Origin of the sequence: Sphingomonas sp. 66-10 (assembly GCF_001897045.1) — a bacterium.
GTDB lineage: Bacteria > Pseudomonadota > Alphaproteobacteria > Sphingomonadales > Sphingomonadaceae > Sphingomonas > Sphingomonas lycopersici.
Map to the genome: position 1 here is coordinate 26,811 of NZ_MKRR01000007.1, position 8,964 is coordinate 35,774.

The following is an 8,964-nucleotide window of genomic DNA, read 5'->3' on the forward strand; positions in this document are numbered from 1 at the left end:
GGGCGACATGCCGAATATCGGCATCGACCCGCGGCTTTTCCGCGCCTTCGACGTGCAGGCGGTACCGACATATGTGGCGGTCTCGTCGACCTTCGACTTGTGCGCCGGATTTCACTGCCAGACCAAGGTTCCGCCCCATGATCGCATCGAGGGCAACGTCACGGTCGACTATGCCCTCAACACCTTCGCGGAGGCCAACGGACCGGGCGCGCGCATCGCATCTGTGGCGCTCGGCAACCTGGCGCGGAGCCGGCGCCAATGAAGCTTCGCGCCATCGTGACCGTGCTTGCCGGCGTCTGCCTGACGATCAGCTCTGCTGGCGCGCAGCAGATGACGATCGAGCAGGCGCGCGAAGAGGGCAAAGCGTTTGGCAATGCGAAGCGGGGAGATGAGAGCCTTGTTCCCAGCTCGGAGGCGCAGGCCCAGGCCGTGCCGGGCTATTCCGGGACCAATCAGCCGCAGAGCACCTACTTCGACGATCCGGACGCGCTCATCGCAGCGGGGACGGCCCAGCGCTCGACCAACGAGTCCTACCGGACCGTCACCGATGCGGACCGCACGCGGCCCGCCTTCAGCAACGCGGAGATCCTTGCGACGACTTCGCGCGCGACGTCGATCGAGAACGATCCGTCGGCTTACCTTGCCGATGAGAATATCGGCTCGACCACCGGCCAGTGCCAACCGCTCCCGCCAGGTTCCGGCGCGGGAGGATATTACGAGGCGACGTGCAACCAGGGAACGAAGCTCGACGAAGTGCCGAGGTCCTGTTCCATCAGGATGGCGCCTGAGATCACGAAAATCGATGCGTACAAATATTTCGTCGTTCCCGACAGCGCCTACGGTACGCCGTTCGCACGCTATTCCTCGATGGCGCCGCACGTCGCGGCCGGAACCTGCAAGCCCACGGGCGTGGCCATGCAGGCCTGCGCCGCGCACCGGATCTATGGCGTGTCCACCAACAAGTTCTGCGATGACTACTATGCGACGGAGTATGTCTGCTCGCAGAACCTGAGGGATATCGCCCTCTTGCCGAGCCCCATCACTGGCGAGGGCTGGCACGAGAAGACCGTCCAGACCAGCGTGACGGTGAAGCGGGTCGACGGCTGCGCCGAAATGGCAGCCGATGCGATGTGCACCGCTGCCGCGGCCGGCGAGGTCTGCACCGAAGGACCTGAGACCCGGATCATCGACGGCGTGCCGGTCACGCAGGCCTGTTGGGCGTGGAAGCGCGACTTCACCTGCAATGTCATGAGCGCAGGTAACGACTGCGGCGATCTCGACGCGAACCGACAGTGCACGTTTCTGCGCGAGGACTGCCTGGACGACCCGCAGCAGGGTGCGTGCAAGGTCAAGGAGAAGGTCTATCGTTGCACGACACCGGACACCCCGACCTCAAACGCACCGCAGTACATCTGTGGTGACGACGTCTACTGCATCAACGGGGACTGCGAGCCGATCACCCGCGAAGCCTCGACCGAGTTCAAGGACGCCTTGGTCGCGTTGCACGCGATCGACGACGCTTCAAAGGGCTTCGACCCGAACAACCTCACCGTCTTCTCGGGGACGCGGGACACCTGCCACAAGCCGGTCTTCGGCCTCATCAACTGCTGCGCGGGCAAGGTATCCGGCGCGCTGACGGTCGCCGCAGGCGGCGCAGCGCTCGCCGGCGGGCCCGTCGCGATCGCCGCGCTCGCGACCCCGTTCCTCGCGCTGTTCGCCTGCTCCCAGGACGAGATGAAGCTCGACATCAAGGACCGCATGGGGTTCTGCCACAAGGTCGGGACCTGGTGCTCGTCCAGCTTCCTCGGCATCTGCAAGACGAAGAAGACTGCCTATTGCTGCTTCGAAAGCAAGCTGAGCCGTGTCCTTCAGGAGCAGGGCCGCGTCCAGCTCAACAAACCGTGGGGCAAGCCCAAGAACGAGCAGTGCAAGGGCTTCAGCATTGCCGAGTTCCAGCGGCTCGATCTCTCGAAAATGGACTTCACGGAAGTGTACGCCGACTTCCTCGACGCGGCCAAGCTGCCGGACGAGGTCCAGACCATGACCGAGATCCAGTCCAAGATTCAGAATTACTACGACCTGCATGGAGGCAAGCCATGACCAGCCACGAGCCAGGGGATCGACATGACGGCCACGGCGAATGACCTGCTCTCTGCCGGCGCTCCAGGGTGTGACTGGAAGATGACCGTGTTCGAGCTGGCGATTTTCATGTGCCTGTATCGCGCCGGGCAGCCGCGGCGCGTCGAGGACATCTGCAAGGTGATCGGCGGCTGGTTCGAATGCGTGGTCGACCCGCCGGCCGCAGCCGCGCCGATCGAGCACATGCTGGCCAATCGATGGGTCGCGGAAAAAGGCCATGGCCTTTGCGCAACCGAGGAAGGCCGTCGTGCGGCGCGACCGCTGATGAGCGGCATGGTGCGGATGCTCGATCACGGGACGCGGCTGATCGATGTCGCCCTGATGATGTCCGTGCTGCGCTTGTCGAAAGGAGAACTGGACCATGGCATTCGCGATCTTTGAGCCAGCGATCCTGGCGGTGCTGCTCGCCGGCGCCGGCCAGCTAGCGCCTGCAGCGCCTATGTCCGCGCCCGCGTCGCCGTGCAGCCGTCACGCAACCATCACCCCCGCCTTCGACTGCTGCCTCGACCTCGCGCTGTGGAAGGCGCCGCCCACCGCATCGCTCAACCACCCCGCGCCATCCCTGGACGGTGCGGCCGATCAGAAGGAAGGACGATAAGCATGTCGAAAGTCGCGAAGCTGGCGATGCTCCTGCTGGCGGTCGCGCCCCTGGCAGCGCCGCTGCGGGCGCAGGACGCCGAGCGCCGGGACGACAGCGTCGAGGCGTCCGACCGCGGCGACGATTTCTACTGCGGCGAGCGCAGGCTCGGGCAATGGTTCTACTGCACCAAGCCGAAACCGCCCGAGACCGCGAAGGCGCAGCCACAGACGCCCGAGCGGAGCGCGGCGGAGCGCCTAGCCGCCATCACGCGGGAGCTGGATGAGCTGAAGGCACGGGCGATCCTCGATCCATCGGAGGAGAATGTCATTGCCTATGTCCGTTTCCAGCGCGAGCAGCTGGACCGCGCGTCGACCTTCTCGGACACCTGGCAGCGCGCCCTCTGGCAGAACCCGGACATCGACTACACGCTGCAGCGGCCGGTCAACACGGTGGCCAAACGCGCGTGGCTCGACAACCGGAAGGCCGACCGCGACCAGGTCCTGACCAACCTCGGTCAGCGCTACGGTCTGTTCTACTTCTACGCGCAGAGCTGCGGCGCGTGCGAGGTCTTCTCGCCGATCCTGCGATCGGTCGCGGACGGTCACCGCATGGCGGTGATGGCCGTCTCGATGGACGGCGGGCCGAGCCGCGACTTCCCCAACTATGTGGTCGACTCCGGCCAGCGCGCGCGGATGGGGATACCCGGCAACGAGACGCCGGCGCTCGTCCTGTTCGACACCGCGACGAAGCGCACCATCCCCGTCGGCTACGGCATCCTCAGTGCCGATGAGATCATGGATCGCATCTTCATGCTCACCAACACCAAGGTCGGGAGCGACTACTGATGTCCATTCAACGGCAGAAGGGCCGGCTGAGAAGGCTGGCTCACCGGGCCGGCGCCGCCCTGACCATGGTCGCCGCCTCGCACTTCGCGCTCATCGGTGTCGCACGGGCCGACGTCGCCTCGGAGATGAACGGGTTCTTCAACGACGCCGGCGGCGCGGCGAACGTCACCGGGCCAACAGCGTTCCAGGGGCAGTCGGCTGGCTATTACTCGCTCGGCAACGTCTGGACGCGCTTCCCGCAGAAGAGCGTGTCGCCGTTCAATCTGCAGCTCCCAAGCGCGCGGGCCGGATGCGGGGGTATCGACCTGTTCTCCGGCTCCTTCAGCTTCATCAACGCGAGCGAGATCGTCGCGATGCTGAAGGCGACGGCGAACAACGCGCTGGGCTTCGCCTTCAAGCTGGCGATCGACAGCGTCTCACCCGAGATCGGCAAGGTCATGGACGAGTTCAGCCAAAAAGCTCAGCTCCTCAACCAGATGAACATCTCAAGCTGCGAGACCGCGCAGGCGCTGGTGGGCGGGATCTGGCCACAGATGGAAACCACCCGATCGACCATCTGCGAGGCTGTCGGCAACAGCCAAGGCGTCTTCTCGGACTGGGCCGCGTCCCGCCAAGGCTGCAACAACGGGGGCCAGAGGGACGCGACGCTCGCTGGCAACACCGATCCGGCGATGAAGGAGCAGATCATCGGCGACCCGCACAATTATACGTGGGAGGCGCTGAAGAAGTCGTCGAAGTTCGGAGCGTTCGACCAGGCCTTCTCCGAATATGTGATGACGCTGGTTGGGACGATCGTCACGACCCCGCCGACAGGCAGCGAGCATGGCCCGAAGGTGGTGATCTACGGACCGGCCGAGGAGGCGGTCGTGACGGCATTGCTCGACGGCACCGCGAACGCGCCGGCAGTGAAAATCCTGAAGTGCAACAACGACCCGTGCACTGATGTCTCGGACCAGACGCTCAGCGTGCCTGCGTCAAGCGCGCTGCGGCCCCGGATCGCGACGATGATCAAGAGCATGAGCTCCAAGATTCGCAGCGACAGCGCGCTCGACGCAGCCGAGAAGCAGCTGCTGAACATGGCGACTGTTCCGATCTACAAGATCCTCGCGGTTCAGGCCTACGCCCACTACGCGCTCACCGACGGCGAAATTCAGACGCTCTCCGAGATCGTCGCGGTCGATCTGCTGAACGCCATGCTCGACAACATGCTCGACAGGGTGGAGCAGGCGAAGGTCTTCTACCAGACCGCGGATCAGGAGACGGCCTCGCAGTGGCGCCAGCAGATCGCGGCGACCCGCGCCAAGTTCGCGCAGCGGGACGTGAAGCTCAGCAACAAGCTCCAGGTGACGATGCAGATCATCAACCGGAGCATCATGCTCGAATCGACGCTGCAGAACACCATGACGCCCGGCATGTCCTCAGCGCTCAACTTCTCGCGAGGATTGAACGCGCAGGGCTTGCTCTAGGCGCGCAACAGAGAGGTAGCGGCGTGCTCGAGGTCTACACCGTCGGCGGGGGCGAGTATCTCGTCAATACCTTCAACGCGGTCGCCGCGTGGGCGGGGGGAGGGGGCTATCGCTCTCTCCTGCGGGTCGTGATGGTGATGGGGCTGATCTATTCGCTGCTCGTCGTGGCCTTCACCCTCAACTTCCGCGCGTGGTTGAACTGGTTCCTTCAAGCGACGGGCATTTACCTGTGCCTCATGGTCCCGACGATCGACGTGAAGGTGACCGACCGCCTCAATCCAAGCCTCTCGCCCGCGACGGTGGCGAATGTACCTCTCGGCCTGGGGGTCCTCGCGAGCTTCACCACCCAGATTGGCGACTGGCTCACCCGGACGGCCGAGACCGTCTTCGTCATGCCCGGAGAGCTCAACTACACTACGAACGGCATGGTGTACGGCGCCCGGCTATTCGACGCGACCCGCAATTTCACTATCCGTGACGCGGAATTCTCGACCAACCTCGAGAACCACTTCAAAAACTGCCTCTTCGGCGATGTGATGCTCTACCAGAAGTCGCTCACCAACTTGGCGAAAGCGCCGGACCTATGGGCGGCGATCGGGCCGGGCTCGGAAGCGCGGTCGCAGGAGTGGCTGGAGCGGCAAGGCGACGGCTCGGTCCAGAACTTCATTGTCACGTGCCGACAGGCCTATGACACGCTGAACGGCCAATGGGCGAGCATGATCGAGGCGAACGCGGAGCCTTGGGCGAAGGAGGTCTATCCCAAGCTCAGCAATGCTGTCGCCGCGGCGAAGCTCAAGCACGACGTCCCGATCGTGAATGCGGCCTTTACAGGCTCGGGTGACGACTTCACCGGCGTCATGAGGCAGAACACCGCCATCAACGCCTTCATGCAGGCGCGAAACTCGATGTCCGGCGGGAGCGGGGCGGCGTCGATCGACACCTTCGCGCAGACCCGCGCGGACATTCAGGCCCGCAACACCTACAATTCGATCGCGCAGCAGGCGATGGCGTGGGTGCCGATCCTGAACATTGTCCTGACCGTCGTCTTCTTCGCGATGTTCCCTGTGATCTTCCCGCTCTTCCTGCTCCCCCAGACCGGGCTGAGTTCGTTGAAGGGCTACGCGATGGGGTTCTTCTATCTGGCGGCCTGGGGACCGCTCTACGTGATCCTCCACATGATCTGCATGACCCGGGCCGAGGCAGCCTCGAACGGCGTCGCTGCAGGAGGGATGTCGCTCGGAAGCTATGCCGGCATCGGCGCGGTGAACGGCGAAACGGCGACGATCGCCGGCTTCATGCTGATGAGCATCCCGTTTTTGGCGGGCGGGCTTGCACGGGGCGCGATGTCGATCGCGGGACAGGCGACGTCGATGCTGGCGCCGGCGCAGAATGCCGCGGAAGCTGCTGCGCTGGAGCAGACCACCGGCAACTACTCCTACGGAAATGTAAGTTGGGCGAACTCGACCTCGAACATGCGGCAAGCCGACCAGTGGCAGACGGCGCCGAGCTTCATGGGTGGCGCGGCGAGCGTCGGCTGGCGCCAGGACAACGGCGCTGTGATCAGCGGTTTCGGCAATGGCCAGGAAGTGTTCGACACCGGTGGCGCGATCTCGCGGCTCTCATTCACCCCAACCGTGACCACCGGCACCGTGGCGGAATGGCGGGAGATGGCGACCGAGGCGCACCGTCAATCGCAAGCCTACGACAACGCGGCTCAGGAGATGCTCACCTGGACCAAGACCGACCGGAGTGCGCACGGGACGTCCAGCGAGCGCTCGTCAGGCTGGGATTCGAGCAGCGGTCGGTCGTCGAACACCTCTGTTGAGCAGTTCGATCGAACGACCGGCAGCAGCTCGCAAGGGTTGGAGGATCGGTCGTCAACGGGGCAGAGTCTGACGGTAACAAATGGCCACGACCGATCGGCAGGCACCCTCAACCAGGTGACGGGATCGTTGTCAGCGGGTCTGGGCGGCGGAGGTCAGAGCGGAACTGGCAAAGCGTCGTCCCGCCTCCCAGGTGTGGGCGGCAGCGTTTCGGCACAGGGCCAGCAGAATGACTTCCTGCGCCATGGTACATCAGACACGAGATCTTCGGACAGCTCTAGCTCTGCTAGCAGTGGGGTGCGGGACGAGCACGCTAATGGCACAGGCGCAACGTCGTCAGATGGCACCTATGACCGCTCGGGCGTGTTCAGCCGCGCGTCGACTACGTCCAGTTCGTCACTCACTCACGAGCAGGCGCTGGCGCGCGCGCGGTCGTATACGGAGACGGCTCGGCAGCTCGAAGAATTGTCGCAGCAGCTCTCCCGCGACGCCAGCTACGCCGAAACGCACGGCATGCAGCTAAGCGAGAACATGAGCCAGGATCTAGCGCAGTGGTACCGGGCGCAACAGGCTTCAAACCCGGGTCTGGATGCTCCGGAGCTGTGGGCGACCGATCTCAGCGACCACCAGCGCGCCGTTCGGCAGGAGATGGTCACTCGCTGGATGCGCGAGAAGCAGGACGACATTCGCGAGGAGATTGCCGGCAAGCTTCAAGAGCCCGACCTCGTTGAGGTAAGCAGGCCGAGCATCGATAGCGCGGCGGACGTCGCGGGCTCGTATCGCCCACAGGGCACATCTGGCATTCCGTCTGGCCCTGCCGGCGGCGACCCTCGGACCGCACAGTCAATCATCGAGGCCGGCGCGGACCGGCTTGAGAGCGATCGTGGCGCGGCGCGGGCTGCTCGGACTAACGCCGCGCAGGGATCGGTTGACGTACAGCAGGAGGTTCACCGCGATCACAACCGCGGCTTCTTCAACGACCCGAAGCTGCGTGAGTAATCGTGTACTCTAGATTGCGACAAACAAGTAGCCGACGAAGCCAGCTAGAAGAGCATACGCCAGCAGGTAGGCAGCTGCGCCTGCCTTGCTAACATTGCCTTCGGTATCAGTGACTGGGCCGTGGGGTTCGACGCCGTCGTCTACGAGAAGCATTATCGGACCGCCAGGATTGTCCTTGGTCGCCGCGAATGTCGCTGTATCGAGCGTCAGCATGAGAACCTCCGAACCTACCCAACATACAAGGTTCGAGGTTCGATCACAAGCAATGGAGACGCGAAGCCGAGATGAAGGCGTTCCTCACCCGCGCGGTTACGCCGTCCCGCCACGATGCAGGCTGCATCGATTACGAACCGCACGAGGTGGACGGGCAGCCCGGCACCTTCGTCTTCTACGAGCGCTGGATCGGCCGGGAAGCGCTCGATGCCCATCTCCACGCGCCACGCATGCAGGAACTGGTGCCGCAGCTCCTGGAGCTGATGGAAGGCTCGATCGAGGACGGGATCAGGCTCCTGCAACCGTTCCGCCCGGCCTGAGTTCGAGCGCCGTCAGCGAAGGAGGATCAGCGCGGAGCTCGAGTCTTTGTAGCGGATTGGGCCTGTGCAGCGTGGGAGGAGCGACGGTGCTCACCGTTGCCGTCAGCCGGCCGCCGGTCATTCCTTGCAAACTCATGACCAGGATAGAGCGCGCGCCGCACCTCGTCAGTGATCGTGTAGACGGCCTGGCGCTGGGCACCGCGATTATGATGATCGACGCGGTAGCCCTGATAGTGACGCTGCATGAGGCCGGCCTTGACGAGCTCCGAGACCGCGCGGCTCACGTTCGTGCGTCCGGAGAGACGGATTCGCTTTTGGACTTCGGCTGTGATCAGCCGTGCGGCGACCGCCGCGTCGGCGGGAAGCTCATTGCGCTGCTCGAGTTCCGCTCGAACCTTGTCGGCGATCGCAAGGCGACGGGGGTCGCGCCGGGCCACGGGCACCAGGGCATCGCATAGCCAGTCCCGCACCGGCACTAGGCGGTCACCTTCACGGACGTAAGGGCCGGCCGAACCACTTTGGGCGCTCGCCTGTGCAATCAGATTGAGTACCATGAAGCTATAGCGGGGCCGCTCGCAG

Annotated in this window: 10 protein-coding genes; 8 read left to right on the forward strand and 2 right to left on the reverse strand. The window is 64.4% G+C overall.

The features are described 5' to 3' along the window. The 7 genes from BGN95_RS01265 to BGN95_RS01295 all read left to right on the forward strand — a co-directional run. On the forward strand, positions 1-262 hold a 262-nt coding region (locus BGN95_RS01265), incomplete at its 5' end, for a TrbC family F-type conjugative pilus assembly protein (protein ID WP_286771376.1). Continuing rightward, positions 259-2,100: a conjugal transfer protein TraN gene (locus BGN95_RS01270; protein ID WP_066519498.1), complete on the forward strand. Its 1,842-nt coding sequence runs from the start codon at positions 259-261 to the stop codon at positions 2,098-2,100. The genes BGN95_RS01265 and BGN95_RS01270, both read left to right, overlap by 4 nt. Positions 2,101-2,124: 24 nt before the next feature. Then, positions 2,125-2,520, forward strand: a complete 396-nt coding sequence (locus tag BGN95_RS01275) for a hypothetical protein (RefSeq protein WP_231726493.1) — start codon at positions 2,125-2,127, stop codon at positions 2,518-2,520. After that, on the forward strand, positions 2,501-2,737 hold the full coding sequence (locus tag BGN95_RS01280) for a hypothetical protein (protein WP_066519497.1): 237 nt from the start codon (positions 2,501-2,503) through the stop codon (positions 2,735-2,737). The genes BGN95_RS01275 and BGN95_RS01280 overlap by 20 nt, the downstream gene beginning before the upstream one ends. Before the next feature lie 2 nt (positions 2,738-2,739). Then, the gene (locus BGN95_RS01285) at positions 2,740-3,564 is read left to right on the forward strand and encodes a conjugal transfer protein TraF (RefSeq protein WP_066519496.1); all 825 of its coding nucleotides are present in this window, start codon (positions 2,740-2,742) and stop codon (positions 3,562-3,564) included. A 65-nt stretch (positions 3,565-3,629) separates the two neighbouring features. Continuing rightward, positions 3,630-5,030 carry a conjugal transfer protein TraH gene (locus BGN95_RS01290; RefSeq protein ID WP_066519584.1) on the forward strand — a complete coding sequence of 467 codons (1,401 nt, stop codon included), beginning with the start codon at positions 3,630-3,632 and terminating at the stop codon, positions 5,028-5,030. A 23-nt stretch (positions 5,031-5,053) separates the two neighbouring features. Further along, positions 5,054-7,852 (forward strand): conjugal transfer protein TraG N-terminal domain-containing protein, encoded by a 2,799-nt coding sequence (locus BGN95_RS01295; RefSeq protein WP_066667025.1) that lies wholly within the window; start codon positions 5,054-5,056, stop codon positions 7,850-7,852. Between the two features lie 9 nt (positions 7,853-7,861). Here the strand turns inward: BGN95_RS01295 and BGN95_RS01300 are convergent, their stop codons facing one another. Continuing rightward, positions 7,862-8,065, reverse strand: coding sequence for a hypothetical protein (locus tag BGN95_RS01300; RefSeq protein ID WP_066667023.1), 204 nt, complete (start codon positions 8,063-8,065; stop codon positions 7,862-7,864). A gap of 71 nt (positions 8,066-8,136) precedes the next feature. On the opposite strand from BGN95_RS01300, the gene BGN95_RS01305 reads away from it, so the two are divergent. Next, positions 8,137-8,385 carry a putative quinol monooxygenase gene (locus tag BGN95_RS01305; RefSeq protein ID WP_096362243.1) on the forward strand — a complete coding sequence of 83 codons (249 nt, stop codon included), beginning with the start codon at positions 8,137-8,139 and terminating at the stop codon, positions 8,383-8,385. Positions 8,386-8,411: 26 nt separating this feature from the next. On the opposite strand, the gene BGN95_RS01310 is transcribed toward BGN95_RS01305, so the two are convergent. Then, the coding region (locus BGN95_RS01310) for a hypothetical protein (protein ID WP_286771377.1) at positions 8,412-8,964 on the reverse strand (553 nt) is incomplete at its 5' end.